Consider the following 17,178-nt stretch of genomic DNA (forward strand, 5'->3'; position numbering starts at 1 on the left):
TCCGATTCGCTCCGCACTGCGGGACCGGTCCCGGCGGCGATGCCTTACTTTGCTGTCATGAGCCAGCAGACGCCCCCTCCGGCCGAGCCCGGCGGGCCTCCCCCTGCGGCACCGCGCCGCGCGGCGCGGGCCCGAATCGCCCTCATCGCCTCCCTGGTCGCCGTCGCCGTCTTGGTCGGCGCGCTGTTGTGGTGGAGCCCTTGGCAGAGCGAAGAGTCCGCCGCCGCGGCCTGCCCCGAGGACGCGACGCACTTCGCCGATCAGGAGACGGGCCTGTGCTTCGGCATCCCCGAGGACTGGGTGCGGGTCGACGAGGCCGAGCTGGGCGAGTCCGATTACACCCTCGTCGTCGAATCCGATTCGGGGAACGCCTGGGCGGGAACGAGGCCGGTGCCCCAGGAGCTGTCGGCGACCGACCCCGAGGACGCGGCGCGCAAGATGATCTCGGTGCTCGCCGAGGTCGGTGCGGACGCCCCGATGCAGATCGACACCGGCTCGCTCGACGGCCATGACAGCGCCGTCGTCGAGCTCAAGACGGTAGCGATCTGGTACCAGGTGATCGCCGTCGAAGTCGACGGCGACATCGTGATGATGCTCGGGTCCACCTTCAGCGGCGAGGACGGCCTGATCGAACAGGTCGAACAGGTCCACGACTCGCTGAGCCTCGCCTGACCTCGCGCCAGGGGACGGTCACGGCGGGCGGCGCCCGATCCGGGACGGTTCGGGGATCGGCCCGTGATCGCCGACGGCACAGTGGCACTCCACGCAGAAACAGCGTCGGCCCCGGGCGGCTCGGCCCGCCTGGGCCGGCCCGATGCCCGGGGCCGCCGTGTCCCGTGCCCGCAAGTGAAGGAGCCGCACATGCTGCCTCTGGCCCAGAACGACCCGCCCTTCGTGGGGCCCTACCGCGTCGTCGCGCTGCTCGGTGAGGGAGGCATGGGACGCGTCTACCTCGGCGTCGGCCAAGACGGGCAGCGCGTGGCGGTCAAGCGGATCCTTCCTCAGCTGCTGCGCGACGACGGGTTCCGGCAGCGCTTCGCCATGGAGGTGGACGCCGCTCGCAAGGTCGCCGGGCCGCACACCGTGCGGGTGGTGGCCGCCGACGCCGTGTCGCCCGAGCCGTGGTCGGCGACGACGTTCGTGCCGGGGCCCACGCTGATCCAGGCGGTGGAGGAGGCCGGACCGCTCCCCGAGGGGTATGTCCGGAGCGTCGGTATGGACCTCGCGGCGGCGCTGAACGGCATCCACGGGGCGGGGCTGATCCACCGCGACGTCAAGCCGTCGAACGTGCTGCTGTCCGCGAACGGCGCCGAGCTGCTGGACTTCGGGGTCTCGCGGGCCATGGACTACTCGACGAGCGTGGCCTTGACGCAGACGGGCGGGGTGGTCGGCTCCCCCGGGTACATGTCGCCCGAGCAGGCGGAGATGCAGGAGCTGACGGAGAAGTCGGACGTGTTCAGCCTGGGGTGCCTGCTGGCCATGGCGGCCTCGGGGCAGGGCCCGTTCGAGGGCCCGTCGATACCGCAGGTGCTGTACAAGATCGTCCATGCGGCGCCGGAGCTGGCGGGGGTGCCCGATGCGCTGCGGGCGGTGATCGAGCGCTGCCTGGCGAAGGATCCCGAGGAGCGGCCCTCGCCACTCGAACTGCGGCGCCTGCTGGAGCAGAGCGGGGGCGCGGACGCGACGCCGCCAGAGGCCGTGCGGGCGTACACGGCGAGGCAGGAGGCCGAGGTGGCGGCGCTGCTGGCTCCGCCGCCTCGCCAGCAGGCGACGCTGGTGGACGACGGGCCGACGATGGCGCAGCAGGGCTTCACGCCGATGCCGCCGCCGCAGGGCCGCACGGGCCGCAGGAACGCGCTGCTGGCGGCGGTGGCCGCCGCGGCGGCCCTGGTCGTCATCATTCCACTGTGGTTGATCATCGCCTCGGGCGACGGCTCTTCGGGCTCGGGGGACGACGCCACCGTCGCCGCCGACGGCGGGCAGGAGACCTCGGACGAGGCCGGCGAGGGCGATGAGGAGGGCTCCGAGGCGTCGCTGGCGGTCCCCGAGGAGGTCTGCCCGGCGATCGACACGGACGGCCTGCTGGACCTCGTCGGACCGGGCTCGCATGTGGAGCACATCGAAGACGGCGCGGAGAACGGCCCCGACTTCGCCTCGTGCTCCATCATGGCGGTCGACGGCGAGATCGGGCTGCCGACCTCGCTGCTGGTCTCGGTGGGGCGCATCACGGGAGGAACCGGCCTCGAACTGGCCGTCTGCTACCTCGAAGGCTGCGACGGCATGGAACCGTCGCCCCTGCCCTTCGGGGAGTCCACGGAGCGGCCTTGGGCGAAGGGCGGCATCGTCGAGAACTCGGTGGGAGGCTACGAGATGATCTGGTACGAGGGCAATCTGGCCGTCTGGGCGAAACCGCTGACCACGCTCGACGACGGCTCGGACGCCGAAGCCGAGTACCTGGAGGCGCAGGGCGTGGCCCTGTACGACTACATCGTCGAGGGCTGAACGGGCGGCGTCACCGGCCTCGGAGCCACCGGATGCCGCTGGGGGCGAGCGGCAGGACCGGGATGCGGCTCGGTCCTGCCGGGCCGTGTCGCAGGCGTCGCGGCCTGGCAGGATCGGCCCCTCGGCGGTCAGGGGCGGCGGGTGCCGCGTCGCTCGCAGTGGGCCTCGACGGCCGCGTCGACGGCGGCGTCGGCGGCACCGCTCATGGCGCGGTAGCGGTTGGCCGAGAAGGTCTTGGACAGGTCGCGGAGCGTGGTTCCGCGGCGCTGGAGCGAGGCCTGGAGCCAGGCCCGCCACCGCTCCGTGGCCTCGATCTCCGCCACCGTCTCGGGCCGCCACAGCGGCATCGGGCGGCTGCGGCCGCGCGGGTGGGGGTTGCGCTTGAGCCGCTCCGGTCCCGGGAGGTACTCGCGGATCGCCGTCTCGGTCCAGCCGCGCTTTCGCAGGAGCGGTTTGTCCACCCAGAGTTCGGCGCCGCGCCGAGGGCCGGCCCGTCCGCGCCGCTTCGGTTTCGGCGGGAGCTCGGTGCCGTCGGGGCCGAGCACTGTCGGCCCGGTACTGAGCCTGACGATGCGGGGCTTGGACGGGTCGACCTCCCAAGGGGGGATGCCGCCCAAGGCCCGCGGCGCGGTCTCGACGTCGACGGTGATCAGCGTCCGCGTCCGGCCGTAGTCCCGGAGGATCTCGCGCCGCCCGGTCCCGGTCTCCGGCCGCCCGTCGGCGCGTTCGGGCGCCGCCGCGCGGGGTGCGCGCTTCCCGGCTCGGATCTCAGCGTTCATGACGATGCCCCCGTTCGGTTTTCGCTTGAGCACGAAGCGTAGTCGCTTCGGGCCCATAGGTGTCGGCGACACTCCGGCGGACGCGGCGGGCCGGAGGCGCTTCGCGCCTCCGGCCCGTCTTCTTCTGGATCCCTATGCGGGGGTGCAGGTCACCTGCGGCGAGGCGCTCGCGCCGGAGCCGACGAAGCCCCAGGCGTTCATCGTCTGACCGGAGGCGATGGAGCCGTTCCAGCCGACGTCGCCCGCGGTCACCGCGGAGCCGCTCGAGCTGACATCCGCGTTCCACGAGCTCGTGATGCTCTGGCCGCCCGGCCACGTCCACGTGAGCGTCCAGCCGCTGATGGCGCTGTCGCCGGCCGTGATGAGCACGTTGCCCTGCCAGCCCGAGCCCCAGTCGTTGACGACGTCGATCACGGCCGTGCAGCCCTCCCCGCCGGTGGGCGGCGGAGTGGTGTCGTCGTCGGGCGGCGTCGTGTCGTCCGGCGGGTCGGTCGGGCCCGAGTCCTCGTCCAGGCCGAAGAACTCGATGACCCTGGCGGCCATGCCGCTCGTCATGAGGTTGTGGCCCGTGCCCTGGAGGCTGATGGCCTCGACCGGCGCCTGTGAGCCGGTGCCGCCGTAGCGGGTGCGCGTCCAGTTCGACTGCGGGTAGTCGGTGGAGGACGGCGTCTGGCTCACGCCGTGGACGTTCGTCCACTGCTCGATCGCCTCGTTGAAGTTCGGGTAGCGCAGGGTGTCGTCGGCGGTGCCGTGCCACAGCTGCATCCGCGGCCGCTCGCCGCTGTAACCGGGGTAGGCGCCGCGCACCAGGTCGCCCCACTGTTGGGGGGTGCGGTCGATCTGGCCGTTGGCGCACTCGGAGTTCCACTCCGAGCCGTTGGTCGTCGCGAAGCACGCGAACGGCACGCCCGCGAAGGCCGAGCCGCCCGCGAAGACGTCGGGGTAGACGCCGAGGAGGACGTTGGTCATCATCGCGCCCGAGGAGACGCCGGTGGCGAAGACCCGCTCGGTGTCGAGGGCGTAGTTGGCGCCGATCCAGTCGACCATGGACTTGATGCTCACCGGGTCGCTGCCGCCGCCGTGGGTCAGCGCCTGCGGGGAGGAGACGTCGAAGCACTTGCTGCTGCGCGTCACCGAGGGGTAGACGACGATGTAGCCGTGCTGGTCGGCCAGGGCGGCGTACTCGGTGCCGCTGTAGAACGCCTGCGCCGAGCCGGTGCAGTAGTGCGCGGCCACCAGCAGCGCCGGGTTCGGGTCCACATTGTTCGGCACGTACGCGTACATCTCGAGGTTGCCGGGATTGGTGCCGAAGTTCGTCACCTGGGTCAGCTGCCCGGTCGGCAGGGGGCCCTGCTGGGCCTCGGCATGGTTCGGCGCCGCGAGCGCGAGGAGCGCGCCCGCCACGACGAACACGGCTGTCGCCACGGCGACGAGGGCGCGCCGCGGCAGTCGGATCGTTGGTGTCATGGGGTATTCCTGTTCTGGCCGGCGGCTTCGATCCATCGTCGACGGTCGGGGTCCCGTCCGGTCGGTGCGGGGCGCACCGCCTGCGGCGAAAGGTCTCCACCACCGGTACCGAAAGTTTCGATGAAAATTTCAGTGAGGGTCTACACAGGCTATATCGATCTATGTCGATGAGCAAGTGGAGCGATCCCCCTTGTCGTCAACCCGACGAGGGGCCGTCCGCGACGCGGTCGGGGCGGGCGTAGACGTTCATCGTGTCGCCGCGCAGGAAGCCCGCGAGGGTGAGGCCGGCCTCGGCGGCGAGCTCGGCGGCCAGGGAGGAGGGGGCCGAGACGGCGGCGAGCGCGGGAACGCCGGCCATGACGGCCTTCTGGACGAGCTCGAAGGAGGCCCGGCCGGAGACCACCAGGACGGTCTCGCGCAGCGGCAGGCGGTCCTCGCGCAGGGCCCGGCCGATGAGCTTGTCGACGGCGTTGTGGCGGCCGACGTCCTCGCGGGCGGCGATGAGCTCGCCGTCGGCGGTGAAGAGCCCGGCGGCGTGGAGGCCGCCGGTCTTGTCGAACAGGCGCTGGGCGGCCCTGAGGCGGTCGGGGAGCGCCGCGAGGGTCTCGGGGGCGAGCCGGAGCGGGTCCTCGGCGACCGACCAGCGGGCCCGGGTGCGGATGTCCTCGACGGACTCCTTGCCGCAGACGCCGCAGGCGGCGGTCGTGGTGAACAGCCGCTTCGCGGCGGAGGGGACCTCGACGCCGGGGGTCAGGCGGATGTCGAGGAGGTTGTAGGTGTTCGCGCCGGTCTCGTCCGTTCCGGCGCAGAACCTCATGGTCTCGATGTCGCCGGAGGCGGCGACGGCGCCCTCGGAGACGAGGAACCCGGCGGCCAGGTCGAAGTCGTCGCCGGGCGTGCGCATGGTGACCATCAGCGACTCGCCGCCGACGCGCAGCTCGAGCGGCTCCTCGACGATGAGCGTGTCGACCCGCTCGGAGCGGCGAGGGCCGGAGAAGCGCACGACCTTCCGGCGGGCGGTCACGCGTCCCATCGCGGTGGTCTCCTTCCGTCGCGTCGGGCGGATCGCGGCCCCGGCCCGGAGCGGGCGGGGCCGCGCTCGACGATACCTCGGTCCAGGAGGGTCGAGCAGCGCTCAGTCCGCGGCGGGGCCGCTGTCGGCCTCGAAGCGGACGACGATGGACTTCGAGGTGGGGGTGTTGCTGGTCTCGGCCACCGAGTCGAGCGGGACCAGCACGTTCGTCTCCGGGTAGTACGCCGCCGCGCAGCCGCGGGCGGTCGGGTAGTGGACGACCTTGAAGTGCGGCGCGCGGCGCTCGGTGCCCTTCCACTCGCTCACCAGGTCACAGTAGGCGCCGTCGGCGAGCCCCAGCTCCGCGGCGTCCTCGGGGTGGACGAGCACCACGCGCCTGCCGTGGCGGATGCCCCGGTAGCGGTCGTCGAGGCCGTAGATCGTGGTGTTGAACTGGTCGTGGCTGCGCAGCGTCTGGAGCAGCAGCCGCCCCTCCCCCGCCTCGGGCGAGGTCACCGGGTTGACCGTGAAGTTGGCCTTGCCGGTGGCCGTGGGGAAGGCGCGCTCGTCCCTCGGGGCGTGCGGCAGCGCGAAGCCGCCCGCTTCGCGGGCGCGCGCGTTGTAGTCCTCGAAGCCGGGGACGACGCGTTCGATCCGGTCGCGGATCAGGTCGTAGTCGGCCGTGAAGTCCTCCCAGGGGACGCCGTCGTCGTCGCCGAGCACCGCGCGCGCCAGGCCGCACACGATCGCCACTTCGGAGCGCATCTGCTCGCCGAGGGGCGGCACCTTCCCGCTGGAGGCGTGGACGACGCCCATCGAGTCCTCGACGGTGACGAACTGCTCGCCGCTCGCCTGGAGGTCGACGTCGGTGCGGCCCAAGGCGGGCAGGATCAGCGCACGGGCGCCGGTGACGACGTGCGAGCGGTTGAGCTTGGTGGAGACGTGCACCGTCAGGCGGCAGCGGCGCATCGCCGCCTCGGTGGCCTCGGTGTCGGGCGTGGCGGCGACGAAGTTGCCGCCCATCGCGAAGAAGACCCCGACGCGCCCGTCGCGCATCGCCCGGATCGTGTCCACGGTGTCGTGTCCGGGGTCGCGCGGCGGCGCGAAGTCGAACTCGGTGCCCAGCGCGTCGAGGAAGCGGTCGGGCATCCGCTCCCAGATGCCCATCGTCCTGTCGCCCTGGACGTTCGAGTGCCCGCGCACCGGGCACACCCCCGCGCCCGGCTTGCCGATGTCGCCGCGCAGCAGCAGGAGGTTGACGATCTCGCGGATGGTCGGCACGGCGTGCCGGTGCTGGGTCAGGCCCATCGCCCAGCAGACCACGGTCTTCTCGGAGGCCGAGATCATCGCCAGGAGCCGCTCGATCTCGACCGCCGAGAGCCCGGTGCGGCGCTCGGCATCGGCCATGGCCGCCGCGTCGTCACCGGCCGCGTGGTGGGCGGCGAGGGCGTCGAAGCCGTGCGTGTACCGCTCGATGAAGTCGCGGTCGATCGCGCCGGCGCGCAGCAGCAGCCGGCCCAGCACACTGAACAGGGCGAGGTCGCCGCCGACGCGGATCTGGAGGAACAGGTCGGTCAGCTCGGTGCCGGGCCCGGCCAGGCCGCGCGCGGCCTGCGGGTTCTTGAACCGCCGCATCCCGGCCTCGGGCAGCGGGTTGACGGTGACGATCTTCGCCCCGGCGCGCTTGGCCTTCTCCAGGGCGGTGAGCATCCTGGGGTGGTTGGTGCCGGGGTTCTGGCCCGCGACGATGACGAGGTCGGCGGCCCACAGGTCTTCGAGGGCGACGCTGCCCTTGCCGATCCCGATGGTCTCGCTCAGGGCCGCGCCCGAGGACTCGTGGCACATGTTCGAGCAGTCCGGCAGGTTGTTCGTGCCGAACCTGCGGGCGAACAGCTGGTAGAGGAACGCCGCCTCGTTGCCGGTGCGACCCGAGGTGTAGAACGCGGCCCCGTCCGGGGCGTCGAGCGAGGCGAGTTCCTCGGCGATGAGCGCGAACGCCTCGTCCCACGTGACCGGCGTATAGTGGCTCGCCCCCTCGGCGAGGTGCATCGGGTGCGTCAGGCGGCCCTGCTGCCCGAGCCAGTAGCCGGACCTGCCGGACAGCTCGTCCATCGAGTGGGCGGCGAAGAACTCGGGGCCGACGGTCAGGCGCGTGGCCTCCTCGGCAACGGCCTTCGCGCCGTTCTCGCAGAACTCGGCGGGGTGCCGGTGGCCGGGTTCGGGCCAGGCGCAGCCGGGGCAGTCGAAGCCGCCGACCTGGTTGATCGCGCGCAGCAGCGGCAGGCCGCGCCGCACGCCGGCCTGGGAGCCGACGAACCGCAGCGAGGAGGCGACGGCGGGCATCCCGGCGGCGCGGTCCTTCGGGCGGCCGACCTCGGGCGCGTCCTGGGCGGGATCGTCGATGGGGGCCTCGGTCATCCGATCAGTGTAGAGGCGGATCCGGTGCCTCGGCCGCGATCTCGGCCCCGCCCGGCCCCGGTGGCTCGCCGCGTATCCGCGCACGCCGCCCAATCCCGGGCGAAACAGCTCGTACCCAGCGGGTATGCGGTTCACGCTAGGCTTTACGGCGGTGCCTCGGTATGGCGGAGAGCGGTGGTATGGACGACGGTGACGACGGGCCGCGGGCCCCGGTCGGGCGGCTGCACGGCCGCCTGCTCGCGATCCTGGCCCTGGTGTCGGTGGCCGCGGCGGTGGCGGCAGTGTGGCTGTTCAGCCCCATGATGTTCCAGAGCGAGGAGGAGCCGTCCGCGGTCTGGCCGTGGGAGGACTCGGCGACGGTCGGGTTCCCGATCGAGAGCGCCTCGAGCGAGGCCGCCGCCGAGTCGTCGGAGGCGAGCGCGAGCACCGCGGCGCCCTCGCCGTCGGCCTCCGGCGCCTCGCCTTCGACCGAGGCCCCGAGCGACTCGGACGAGCCGGACGACGGCGGCGGGGGCGGGGGCGGGGGCGCCGAAGCGGAGCCGGAGCCCGAGCCGGAACCGGAGGGCGCCGAGTGCACGGCGTCGCTGCGGCTCGGCAACCAGTGGCGGGACTCGGGCGAGGTGCACTTCGAGGCGTGGGTCGAGGTGGCCAACACCGGCGGGAGCCCCATCGACGACTGGGAGATCGAGCTGGCGATCGACGGCACCGAGGTCTACCGGAGCTGGGGCATGGAGCACGAGGGCGGCGACCGGTACGAGGCCGAGCGCTGGAACAGCGACATCGAGCGCGGCGCGTCGGCGGAGGCGGGGTTCCAGGGCAGCGTCGACGACGACGTCGAGCTGCCGGACACGGTGCCGTGCAGCGCTTTCGCTTAGCGTTCCGGTCAGGTCCGGAGGCCGAAGCCGTACGCGAAGAGCGGGTCGTAGTCGGCGTCGCCGACGTTGACCGGCTCGTCGGCGACGAGCCCGGGCCAGCTCACCGGGAGCGTCCCGGTGTAGGGCACGTGGCCGAACAGCGGATCGGCGACGCCCGCTCCCTCGCTGCCTGGCAGCCAGGCGGCCACGAGCGCGTCGACCCCGTCGAGGTGGCCTTCGAGTTCCACGGGACGGCCGGAGACGACGATGACGACGCAGTCCATGGCGCCGCAGACCCGCTCGACGGCCTCGGCGTCCTGTTCGGACAGTTTCATGTCGTGGGCGTTGCCGGGCCCGACGTCGCCGACGCCTTCGGCGTAGGGATTCTCGGCCACGGCGACGATGCCGACGTCGTGGCCGTCGAGGGGCTCGGACGCGGTCGGGCTGTACTGGACGGCCGCCTCCGGCGCGACCTCGCCGATGCCTTCGAGGATCGTCGTCCCCTCGTTGACGGCGTCGACCGAGCCCTGCCAGGTGCCGGACCAGCCGCCCAGCTGGCGGCCGAGCGCGTCCGCCCCCGATCCGGCCACGTAGATCGACTCCTCACCGGACAGCGGCAGCAGCGCGTTCTCGTTGCGCAGCAGCACCTGGGAGGCCGCGGCGGCCTCGCGGGCGACGGCCCGGTGCTCCGCGGAGCCGACTTCGGCGGCGAGGCTCGTGTCGGCGAAGGGGTGCTCGAACAGGCCGAGCTCGAACTTCTGGGTGAGGATGCGGGAGACGGCGTCGTCGATCCGGTCTTCGGAGACGCGCCCGGCATCGACCTCCTCGAGGAGCTGGGAGATGAACGCCTCGTACTCGTCGGGCACCATGACCATGTCGATCCCGGCGTTGACCGCCTCGCGCACGGCGGTCGAGTAGTCGTCGCTGATCTGGTAGATCGCCGCCCAGTCGGAGACGACGAAGCCCTCGAAGCCCAGCTCTTCCTTGAGGACGGTGGTGAGCAGGTGGCCGTCGGCGTGGACCTTGAGCGGGCCGTCGCCGAGGTCGGTCGAGGAGAACGAGGCCATGACCGAGCCGACGCCGGCCTCGACGGCGGCCCTGAAGGGCTCGAGGTGGAGCCGGCGCAGCTCCTCCTCGCTGAGCTCGGTGACACCCTGGTCGATGGTGTAGGACCCGGTCGTGGACGAGCCGTACGCGGTGCCGCCGTCGCCGACGTAGTGCTTGGCGGTGGCCAGGACGCTGGTGTTCAGCGAGAGGTCCTCCCCCTGGTAGCCGCGGACGACGTCGTCGGCCATCGCGGTGGCGAGCGCCGGGTCCTCGCCGAAGGACTCGTAGGTGCGGCCCCAGCGGCTGTCGCGGGCGACGCACAGGCACGGCGCGAAGGTCCAGCGGATCCCCGCGGCGCGGGTCTCGATCGCGGTGATCGCCGCGGCCCGCTCGGCCAGGTCCGGGTCGGCGGCGGCGCCGAGGCCGATGTTGTGGGGGAAGATCGTGGCGCCGGGCAGGCTCGCGTTGCCGTGCACGGCGTCGATGCCGTAGACCATCGGGATGCCCAGGCGCGTGTCGAGGGCTTCGCGCTGGTAGCCGTCGATCATGGCGGCCCATTCCTCGGGGGTGTCGTGGAGGGCCTCGCTGCCGCCGGACAGGAGCGAGCCGAGGCCGAAGTCGCCGACGGCGCCCGGATCGTCCTCGACGGCGGGGATCTGCGCCTGCGCCATCTGGCCGACCTTCTCTTCGATGGTCATGCGCCCCAGCAGGTCCGCGACGCGCTCGGCCACGGGCAGGGAGGGGTCGAGGTAGGCGGGCTCGGCCTCGGCCTCGTCGGGCACGGCGAGGAACCAGGCGACGAGTGCCGCGGCGATCACGGCGGTGAAGGCGATCAGGAGCCTGGAGCGGGTGAGGCGTGCGGTGGATGCGCCCATGGCGGGTCTCCTTGCGACGAGCGAAGCGGCCCCAACCTCCCTCGACCATACCGAACGCGATTCTCCGGCGGGGAGCGCGCGTCCCTCGTCCGTCGGTGGGAGGCCCGCCGATAATGGCTCTATGGAACCGAACCTGCGGGCGCACCTGTGCGTCGAGCACGCCATGGCATCCGGCAACCTGTCCGAGGCCGACGCCGAGGCGGCCCTCGCGGCGGTGCGTCCCGTCGCCGAGAAGGCGCTCGGCGCCGCGCCGCAACTGCTGAACCTGGCCGACCCATTCGAGGCCGAAGTTCAAGGGGCGGTGGTGTTCTCGGAGCTCCTGTGCGTCCCCGGCGGCGAGGACGCGATCAGTGTCGCCCTGTTCTCGGTCCTCATCGGACGCCAGGACGACGCGGCGGCCTCGGCGCTGCTGCGCGCCGTCGAGGTCATCGCCTCCGGTCCCGCGCAGCGCTACATCGCCGCCGAGATGGAACGCCTTGATCAAGCGGGCGTTCCGGCCCCGCCGTGGGAGCCGCTGCTGGCCGACCCGGTCTCGCCGGTCACCGCCTGGTCCTGCTCCCCCGTCCTCGAATCCGGCGGTGCGCCGCACTCGCTCATGGCCTTCGAGTTCGACCGGGCCGGGGCCGTCCACGGCTTCATGGTCCACCGCGACTTCCGCGGCGACGGCTCGATCGGCAAGATCAGCGCGATCCCGGACATCGGCTGGCGCAGCTTCCGCAAGTTCCTGCTCTCGGGTGAGGCTCTGGAGGAGCCGTACGCCATCGAGGAGCTCGACTGGGACGCGGCCGTCGACCACTTCGACGAGCCGCGCGCGGCCATGCGGGAGCACCTGCGGCGCGATCCGGCCCGCTTCGCCGCCGACGCGGACCTGGCGGGCGTCCCCGGTCTGACGCTGCTGCTCGAGGCGCACATGGCGGCGTCCATGTGAGCGCGTAATGGAGCTGCGCGAGGCGGGGCGGGCGGTCAGACTGGTCGGATGGATGACGCCTTGGCCCCCTTCTACGCCGTCTCCGGGGCGCCCGGGGTCGGGAAGACCTCCGTGGTGTCGGCGCTGCTCGGCGCCGCCTCGGGCCTGGTGGTGATGGACATCGACGAGCTGCTGGAGGACGGCGCCCTCCTGGGCGTGCCGATCGCCGTGCCCGAGGCGAGGCCGGTCTGGCCGGCCTACCGGCGGATGTGGCGGCGGATCGTGGACATGCCGCGCCGGGCGGGGCATCCGGTCCTGCTCCTGAGCCCCGACACGCCCGAGGACGTCGAAGGGGCCACGGCCCATCTGCTGCTGGACTGCTCGGACGAGGTCAGGTCAGAGCGGCTGCGCGGGCGCGGCTGGGACGACGACGAGATCGCAGGGGCCCTGGAGGACGCCCGGGAGTACCGGCTGCTGTTCGGCGACGTCGTCCGGACCGACGACGCGGCCCCGAGCGCCATCGCCGAGCGGATCCTGGAGTGGGTGGACTCGGTCCCGCGCCTCGACGACGGCCCGCGTTAGCTCGGCGACCAGGGCGTCGTGGCCGGCGTAGTAGCGGTAGATCGCCGGGCCGCCGAGTCCCATGCCGCTGACAAACGTCAGGGCGTGAAACTGAGGAGCGGATCCATGCACGGACGCAGCGGGACCGCGGTCGTGGTCGGCGGAGGGATCGGCGGCCTCGCCGCCGCCGCGCTCGAGCGCACCGGCGCGGAACGTGGAGTAGCCTGAAGCGGTGCCCCCCAGGCGTGGCGGGTCACCGTGCCCGCGAACTCCCGGGGGCCGCCGGCGCGCAACGCCCCCGGGCGGGGCCACTGCCCGTGCCCCGTGCGTGCCGATGGGAACCTCGACGTTGACAGCAGCAACCGCAGACTGGCCGCCCCACGGCATCGAGAGCTCGGTGCCGTCCACGGCCCGGGTGTACGACGCGATCCTCGGCGGCCGCGACAACTTCAAGGCCGACCGCGAGGCCGCCGGGGTCTTCGCCAGGCACCTGCCGCAGATCGGCGAGTGCGTGCGCGAGAACCGGCACGCCCTCGTCCGCGGCGTGCGGTACCTGGTGGGCGAGGCCGGGATCGACCAGATCCTCGACATCGGCTGCGGCCTGCCGTCCGCGCCGAACACCCACGAGGCCGCGCAGGAGATCGACCCCGGCGCGCGGGTGGTCTACGTGGACAACGATCCGATGGTGCTCTCGCACGGCCGGGCGCTGCTGGCCGTCGACAACTCCACGACCGTCGTCACCGCCGACGCGCGCGACCCGGAGGGCGTCCTGGGCCACCCCGGCGTCAGGTCCTTCTTGGACTTGGAGCGCCCGGTGGCCGTGATGATCGTCGGGATGGTAATGCAGATCAGCGACCACGAGCACCCCGAGGAGATCATCGCGGCGCTGATGGAGCCGCTGGCGCCCGGCAGCCACCTGTTCCTCACCGGGTGGCCCGACACGGGCGAGCCGGCCCAGCGGCGGCTGTCGAAGGCGAGCATGGAGACGCTCGGCAACGGCTGGATCCGGCCGGTCGAGCGGCTGCGGGAGCACTTCGTGGGCCTGGAGATGGTGCCGCCGGGCCTGGAGTACATCGCCAGGTGGTTCCCTGGCGAGCCCGACGGGCCGGTCCCCGCCGTCGAGGAGCTCGAGCCGTACCAGCGGACTCAGATGGCGGGCATCGCGAAGAAGGCGTGAGCGCCGCCTTCTCCGGTGCCGCGGTCCGTTCGGGGCGCCGGACCGCCTTCCCCATGTCAACGGTGTCAACTACACTTATATATTTACATGGATTTACATAATGGGCGCCGGACCGCTGAGCTGCGGCGCGACGCCCGCAGCGACCCGCAGAGAAAGGCACCGACCATGACAGCGCGACCTTCCGCAGTCGCCCCGGCAGACGGCGGCGCGCCGGACACCCGGTACGCCCGGCACCGCGCCTGGGCCGTCGCGGCGCTCCTCGCCGCCGTCCTCGCAGCGGCCACGCTGAGCGCCTGGAACGGCCACGACGCCGCCGCGACCACGAGCGGCGACGGCGGCTCCCAGCAGATGCCCGACGGCGTGGACCGGCTCGAGGGCTTCGCCGAGGGCACCACCGGCGGCGAGGGCGGCGAGACCGTCACCGCCGCGAACCAGTCCGAACTCGAGGGCTACCTCTCCGCAGAGGAGCCGTACGTCATCCGCGTCGACAGGGCGATCGAGATCAGCCCCAAGGGCACCGAGATGGCGATCGCCTCGAACAAGACCGTCGTGGGCGTCGGCACCGCCGGCGAGATCGTCGGGGGCGGCTTCATCATCGAGGGCAGCGACAACATCATCATCCGCAACCTCACCATCCGCGACACGCAGATGCCCGAGGACGACCCCGACGACAAGGACTTCGACTACGACGGCATCCAGATGGACGGCGCGAGCAACGTGTGGATCGACCACAACCGGATCGCGCGCATGAACGACGGCCTCATCGACAGCCGCGAGGACACCACGAACCTCACCGTCTCCTGGAACGAGATCGGCGAGGGCAACAAGGCCTTCGGCATCGGCTGGACCGACAACGTCACCGCGGAGATCACGATCCACCACAACTGGATCCACGACACCGGCCCGCGCAACCCGAGCGGCGACAACATCGCCCACGCCCACCTCTACAACAACTACATGCAGAACATCAGCGGCTACGGCAACTACTCGCGCGGGCACACGAAGATGGTCATCGAGAACACGTACTACGAGAACGTGACCGACCCCTACTACCCCGACTCGACCGCGGAACTCGTCATAAGCGGCAGCATCTGCGACGGATGCGAGGGACGGCAGGAGACCAGGGGCTCGGCCTTCGACCCGGGCGACTTCTACGAGTACACGCTCCACCCGGCCGAGGACGTCCCGGCGATGCTCGCCGAGTACTCGGGGCCGCAGGAGTGGATCGGCGGCTGAACATCCCCATAGGAGCATTATTCGAGGCGGGCGGGTCCTGGGGCCCGCCCGCCGCTCACAGCATCAGGGCGACGATCATGCAGACGAGGGAGAAGACGCACAGCACCGTGCGGATGTTGTGCCAGCGCACCCACGTCGCCGCGTCGAAGCGCTCGCGGGCGGCGGCGACGTCGGTCTTGTCGGGGTCGCCCGCTTCCTTGAGCGCGTTGTTGAGCGGGATGTTGAAGCGCCCGGTGGTGATGAGGGTGAGCAGGTAGAGCACGAAGGCCGCGGCCGTCCACGGCAGGCCGTCGCGGTGCTCGGATCCGAGGTGGAGCAGGGCCGCCGCGGCGGTGAGCAGCAGCGAGCCCAGGAAGATCGAGATGAACGGCGCCCTGACGATCGCCTTGTCCATCTGCTGGAAGGCGGCCACGAAGGTCCGGTCGTCGGTGCGGGCCAGGCCCGGCATGACCGAGACCGCCCATCCGTAGTAGACCCCGGCGACCAGGCCGACGCTGACGGTGCCGAGCACCAGCGTCACTGTCCGAAGCGTTTCCATGCGTCGTCCTCTCGTCAGGGGCCGCCCCGGCCCGACGCGGCCGGGTACGGGTCCATCATGGCAGGTGGCGGCGACATCAGAGCGAGGCGCCGGTGAGCGCCTCCGAGCGCTCCCAGAGCCGGCGGGCCAGCTCGCCGTCGCGGGCCTGCCGGTTCCTCGGCGCCTCGCGTTCGAGCCGGTTGAAGTACGCGCCGTCGGCCGCCCGCGGATCGGCGGCGGCGACGAGCCGGACGAGCGGCTCGGCGCCCTGCTCGGGCGAGGCGAAGAGCAGCCTGGCGAGCCCGGTGCCCAGGAGGTAGCCGGTCAGGGCGTTGTCGCGGGCGACCTCGGTGGCGACCGAACCGGGGTGGAAGGCCGCGGCGGTGACCGCGGTGCCTTCGGCGCGGCGGGCGAGCTCGCGGGTGAACAGGACGGTGGCGAGCTTCGAGGCGCTGTAGGCGGCGGCCGGGTTGTACCGGCGGCGCTCGCCGTCGAGGTCGTCGAGGTCGATGCGCCCGGCGCGGTAGGCCATGGAGCCGGTCGAGACGACGCGCGCGTCCGGCGCCTCGGCCAGGCGCCCGAACAGCAGCACGGTGAGCAGGAAGGGGGCGAGGTGGTTGACCTGCATGGTCATCTCGTGCCCGTCGACGGTGGTGCGGCGGCGGGCGAACAGGCCGCCCGCGTTGTTCGCCAGGACGTCGATGCGCGGGTAGGTCTCGAGGAGTTCGGCGGCGAGGGCGCGGACGTCGTCGAGCCGCGCGAAGTCGGCGAGGTGGGAGCGGGCGCCGATCGCCTCGGCCACCGCGGCGGTCTTCTCCGGCGAGCGCCCCACGACGGCCACGGTGGCGCCCATGGCGGCCAGGCGCCGGGCGGCCGCCGCGCCGATCCCGGCGCTGGCCCCGGTCACGACGACGGTCCTGCCGTCGAGCCGGGCGTTCACGGGCGGCGCGGGTCTCGGCATTCGAGGATGCCGGTGTGGACCGTCATGCGGAACAGGTCCTCGGCGGCGAAGTGGCGGTCCAGCTCGGCTTCGATCTGCGCCATGACGCGCTCGAAGTCCTCGGCCTCCAGATCGACGAACGAGGACGTGGAGCGGTAGGCCGCCACCAGCGGGCCCGGCTCGGGCAGTTCGATCACGCCCGGGAGGTCGTGCAGCCGCACCGAGGCGAAGCGCTCGCTCAGCATCGCCTGCGCCGTCTCCTGGGAGAAGTGGTCCAGCACGACGCGGTGCGTGTCCTCCACTTTCGCCTCGGCGCCGAGCGCCTTCCGGGTGGCCTCGCGCCAGAGCGCGGTGTACTCGGGCCTGTCGTCGGAGGCGAGCGTGGAGGCGAACAGGACGCCGCCCGGCGCGAGGACGCGTTCGAGCTCGTCGAGCGCGGTCTCGAGCTCGGGCACGTGGTAGAGCATGTGCATCGCCAGGACCGCGTCGGCCGAGCCGGTCCCGAACGGCAGCTCGCACACGTCGGCCTGCACGGTCGGCTCCGGGAGGGCCTCGAGCATGCCCGGCGAGCGGTCGACGCCGATCACCTCGGCCTCGGGGAACGACTCCCGCAGGCGGAGGAGGTACCTGCCGCTGCCGCAGCCGACGTCGAGGATGCGCTTCGGGTCGGGCCCGATGCGGTCGATGACCATGCCCGGCATGTCGACCTGCGGGCGCCGGTAGGAGAAGATCCCTTCGCGGGCCTTCAGGTTCCCCGCTCCCCGCCGGTAGTTCTCGCCCGACTGGAACCGCCGCTTCGTCGTCTGCTCGCTCATCGCGCTCCTCGCCGATCGGTGTCCGGCCCGCCGGGCGGCGGGCCGGGCCTCACAGGCTAGCGGACGATCCG

General features: G+C 72.4%; 15 protein-coding genes. 7 read left to right on the plus strand and 8 right to left on the minus strand.

Features of this window, described 5'->3' with window-relative positions:
* The first annotated feature begins 57 nt into the window (after positions 1 to 57).
* Positions 58 to 672 carry a hypothetical protein gene (locus YWW_RS0126930; RefSeq protein WP_026932502.1) on the plus strand — a complete coding sequence of 205 codons (615 nt, stop codon included), beginning with the start codon at positions 58 to 60 and terminating at the stop codon, positions 670 to 672.
* A gap of 189 nt (positions 673 to 861) precedes the next feature.
* Positions 862 to 2,502 carry a serine/threonine-protein kinase gene (locus YWW_RS34640; RefSeq protein ID WP_051326379.1) on the plus strand — a complete coding sequence of 547 codons (1,641 nt, stop codon included), beginning with the start codon at positions 862 to 864 and terminating at the stop codon, positions 2,500 to 2,502.
* A 128-nt stretch (positions 2,503 to 2,630) separates the two neighbouring features.
* Here the strand turns inward: YWW_RS34640 and YWW_RS0126940 are convergent, their stop codons facing one another.
* From YWW_RS0126940 to YWW_RS0126955, 4 genes are all read right to left on the minus strand, one after another.
* The gene (locus YWW_RS0126940) at positions 2,631 to 3,281 is read right to left on the minus strand and encodes a hypothetical protein (protein WP_026932503.1); all 651 of its coding nucleotides are present in this window, start codon (positions 3,279 to 3,281) and stop codon (positions 2,631 to 2,633) included.
* 132 nt (positions 3,282 to 3,413) lie between these two features.
* On the minus strand, positions 3,414 to 4,748 hold the full coding sequence (locus YWW_RS0126945; protein WP_035705159.1) for an extracellular catalytic domain type 1 short-chain-length polyhydroxyalkanoate depolymerase: 1,335 nt from the start codon (positions 4,746 to 4,748) through the stop codon (positions 3,414 to 3,416).
* 196 nt (positions 4,749 to 4,944) lie between these two features.
* Positions 4,945 to 5,781, minus strand: a complete 837-nt coding sequence (gene fdhD / locus YWW_RS0126950) for a formate dehydrogenase accessory sulfurtransferase FdhD (protein ID WP_026932505.1) — start codon at positions 5,779 to 5,781, stop codon at positions 4,945 to 4,947.
* Between the two features lie 102 nt (positions 5,782 to 5,883).
* Positions 5,884 to 8,178, minus strand: coding sequence for an FdhF/YdeP family oxidoreductase (locus tag YWW_RS0126955; RefSeq protein WP_026932506.1), 2,295 nt, complete (start codon positions 8,176 to 8,178; stop codon positions 5,884 to 5,886).
* 179 nt (positions 8,179 to 8,357) lie between these two features.
* Between YWW_RS0126955 and YWW_RS0126960 the strand changes: the two genes are divergently transcribed.
* Positions 8,358 to 9,053 carry a cellulose binding domain-containing protein gene (locus YWW_RS0126960; RefSeq protein WP_026932507.1) on the plus strand — a complete coding sequence of 232 codons (696 nt, stop codon included), beginning with the start codon at positions 8,358 to 8,360 and terminating at the stop codon, positions 9,051 to 9,053.
* An 8-nt stretch (positions 9,054 to 9,061) separates the two neighbouring features.
* Here the strand turns inward: YWW_RS0126960 and YWW_RS0126965 are convergent, their stop codons facing one another.
* The gene (locus YWW_RS0126965; protein WP_211228718.1) at positions 9,062 to 10,954 is read right to left on the minus strand and encodes a glycoside hydrolase family 3 protein; all 1,893 of its coding nucleotides are present in this window, start codon (positions 10,952 to 10,954) and stop codon (positions 9,062 to 9,064) included.
* Positions 10,955 to 11,075: 121 nt separating this feature from the next.
* On the opposite strand from YWW_RS0126965, the gene YWW_RS0126970 reads away from it, so the two are divergent.
* The 4 genes from YWW_RS0126970 to YWW_RS33450 all read left to right on the plus strand — a co-directional run bounded on the left by YWW_RS0126970 (position 11,076) and on the right by YWW_RS33450 (position 14,835).
* On the plus strand, positions 11,076 to 11,882 hold the full coding sequence (locus YWW_RS0126970) for a hypothetical protein (protein ID WP_026932509.1): 807 nt from the start codon (positions 11,076 to 11,078) through the stop codon (positions 11,880 to 11,882).
* A 48-nt stretch (positions 11,883 to 11,930) separates the two neighbouring features.
* Positions 11,931 to 12,443, plus strand: a complete 513-nt coding sequence (locus YWW_RS33445) for an AAA family ATPase (RefSeq protein WP_051326380.1) — start codon at positions 11,931 to 11,933, stop codon at positions 12,441 to 12,443.
* A gap of 328 nt (positions 12,444 to 12,771) precedes the next feature.
* Positions 12,772 to 13,599: an SAM-dependent methyltransferase gene (locus YWW_RS0126985; protein WP_026932510.1), complete on the plus strand. Its 828-nt coding sequence runs from the start codon at positions 12,772 to 12,774 to the stop codon at positions 13,597 to 13,599.
* Between the two features lie 165 nt (positions 13,600 to 13,764).
* A complete protein-coding gene (locus YWW_RS33450) occupies positions 13,765 to 14,835 on the plus strand; it encodes a pectate lyase family protein (protein WP_211228719.1) in 1,071 nt (356 codons plus the stop codon).
* Positions 14,836 to 14,890: 55 nt separating this feature from the next.
* Here the strand turns inward: YWW_RS33450 and YWW_RS0126995 are convergent, their stop codons facing one another.
* From YWW_RS0126995 to YWW_RS33455, 3 genes are all read right to left on the minus strand, one after another.
* Positions 14,891 to 15,373, minus strand: coding sequence for an anthrone oxygenase family protein (locus tag YWW_RS0126995; RefSeq protein WP_026932511.1), 483 nt, complete (start codon positions 15,371 to 15,373; stop codon positions 14,891 to 14,893).
* A gap of 76 nt (positions 15,374 to 15,449) precedes the next feature.
* Complete coding sequence (locus tag YWW_RS0127000) at positions 15,450 to 16,313, minus strand: SDR family NAD(P)-dependent oxidoreductase (protein WP_051326381.1); 864 nt, start codon at positions 16,311 to 16,313, stop codon at positions 15,450 to 15,452.
* Entirely contained in the window at positions 16,289 to 17,107 is an 819-nt protein-coding gene (locus tag YWW_RS33455) for a class I SAM-dependent methyltransferase (protein ID WP_051326382.1), read from the minus strand. Before YWW_RS33455 ends, YWW_RS0127000 begins: the two co-directional genes overlap by 25 nt.
* Between the last annotated feature and the right edge of the window lie 71 nt (positions 17,108 to 17,178).

Source organism: Glycomyces tenuis DSM 44171, from assembly GCF_000427885.1.
Taxonomy (GTDB): Bacteria; Actinomycetota; Actinomycetes; order Mycobacteriales; family Micromonosporaceae; genus Glycomyces; species Glycomyces tenuis.

Bases quoted from the DNA above. Each gene is read 5' to 3' on its own strand.
- YWW_RS0126930 (WP_026932502.1), top strand. From the start codon at position 58: ATGAGCCAGCAGACGCCCCCTCCGGCCGAGCCCGGCGGGCCTCCCCCT.
- YWW_RS34640 (WP_051326379.1), top strand. From the start codon at position 862: ATGCTGCCTCTGGCCCAGAACGACCCGCCCTTCGTGGGGCCCTACCGC.
- YWW_RS0126940 (WP_026932503.1), bottom strand. From the start codon at position 3,281: ATGAACGCTGAGATCCGAGCCGGGAAGCGCGCACCCCGCGCGGCGGCG.
- YWW_RS0126945 (WP_035705159.1), bottom strand. From the start codon at position 4,748: ATGACACCAACGATCCGACTGCCGCGGCGCGCCCTCGTCGCCGTGGCG.
- fdhD (WP_026932505.1), bottom strand. From the start codon at position 5,781: ATGGGACGCGTGACCGCCCGCCGGAAGGTCGTGCGCTTCTCCGGCCCT.
- YWW_RS0126955 (WP_026932506.1), bottom strand. From the start codon at position 8,178: ATGACCGAGGCCCCCATCGACGATCCCGCCCAGGACGCGCCCGAGGTC.
- YWW_RS0126960 (WP_026932507.1), top strand. From the start codon at position 8,358: ATGGACGACGGTGACGACGGGCCGCGGGCCCCGGTCGGGCGGCTGCAC.
- YWW_RS0126965 (WP_211228718.1), bottom strand. From the start codon at position 10,954: ATGGGCGCATCCACCGCACGCCTCACCCGCTCCAGGCTCCTGATCGCC.
- YWW_RS0126970 (WP_026932509.1), top strand. From the start codon at position 11,076: ATGGAACCGAACCTGCGGGCGCACCTGTGCGTCGAGCACGCCATGGCA.
- YWW_RS33445 (WP_051326380.1), top strand. From the start codon at position 11,931: ATGGATGACGCCTTGGCCCCCTTCTACGCCGTCTCCGGGGCGCCCGGG.
- YWW_RS33450 (WP_211228719.1), top strand. From the start codon at position 13,765: ATGACAGCGCGACCTTCCGCAGTCGCCCCGGCAGACGGCGGCGCGCCG.
- YWW_RS0126995 (WP_026932511.1), bottom strand. From the start codon at position 15,373: ATGGAAACGCTTCGGACAGTGACGCTGGTGCTCGGCACCGTCAGCGTC.
- YWW_RS0127000 (WP_051326381.1), bottom strand. From the start codon at position 16,313: ATGCCGAGACCCGCGCCGCCCGTGAACGCCCGGCTCGACGGCAGGACC.
- YWW_RS33455 (WP_051326382.1), bottom strand. From the start codon at position 17,107: ATGAGCGAGCAGACGACGAAGCGGCGGTTCCAGTCGGGCGAGAACTAC.